Annotated in this window: 1 pseudogene; it reads left to right on the top strand. The window is 70.0% G+C overall.

Going from position 1 to position 623, the window contains the following annotated elements:
- Positions 1-144: 144 nt before the first annotated feature.
- Positions 145-623: pseudogene (locus ACCC94_RS29945) on the top strand (LLM class flavin-dependent oxidoreductase); the annotation flags it as partial.

Here is a 623-nt window from a genome sequence, read left to right as displayed (position 1 = left end):
ATATTTTAATAAGAGACTGGACATGTTCAGCGCTTTCGGACGCTACGGGCAGCGCTGGCGGGTGAGGCGCAACTGCGCCTGCATCCGCCGGCGGCCGCGCTGCGCGAGCGGCTCTGGCATTCCCACGGCAGCGAATCCGGCGCGGTGTATGCTGCCGAGCAGGGCAACGGCCTGTTGCTGGGCACCGCCACCCACGACCCGCTGACGGTGCAGAAGCCCCTGGCCGACGCCTACCTGGGCGCCTGGCGGGAGGAAACGCGCCGCCCGCGCATCGGCGTGGTCCGCGCGGTGTTCCCGGCCGAGGACAAGAACCAGTCCCGCGCGGAACTCGCACCGGACATCGAACTGCACGTGCCGCGGCTGATCCGCGAGGGCCTGATCGACGAGGCCGCCGACCTGGAAAGCCACCTGCGCCTGCTCAACGTTCACCACGGCCATCCCGAAGAGGTGCTGACCAGCGTGCGCAACGACCCCTCACTGCTGCCCTACGCGGACTACTTCATCGCCGTGGTGCAGTCCGAAAGCTCAACCCAGGCCCAGGTGCTGCGCCGTCTGGAGCAGCTGGCGCGGGACATCGCCCCGGCGCTGGGCTGGACGCCCGCCGGCCAGGCGCTCGCGGTGGC

The sequence above is a fragment of the Pseudomonas sp. Pseusp97 genome, assembly GCF_047304025.1.
Taxonomy (GTDB): domain Bacteria; phylum Pseudomonadota; class Gammaproteobacteria; order Pseudomonadales; family Pseudomonadaceae; genus Pseudomonas.
The sequence above is the reverse complement of the archived record's forward strand: the minus strand, read 5'-3'. Positions and strand labels throughout refer to the sequence as shown.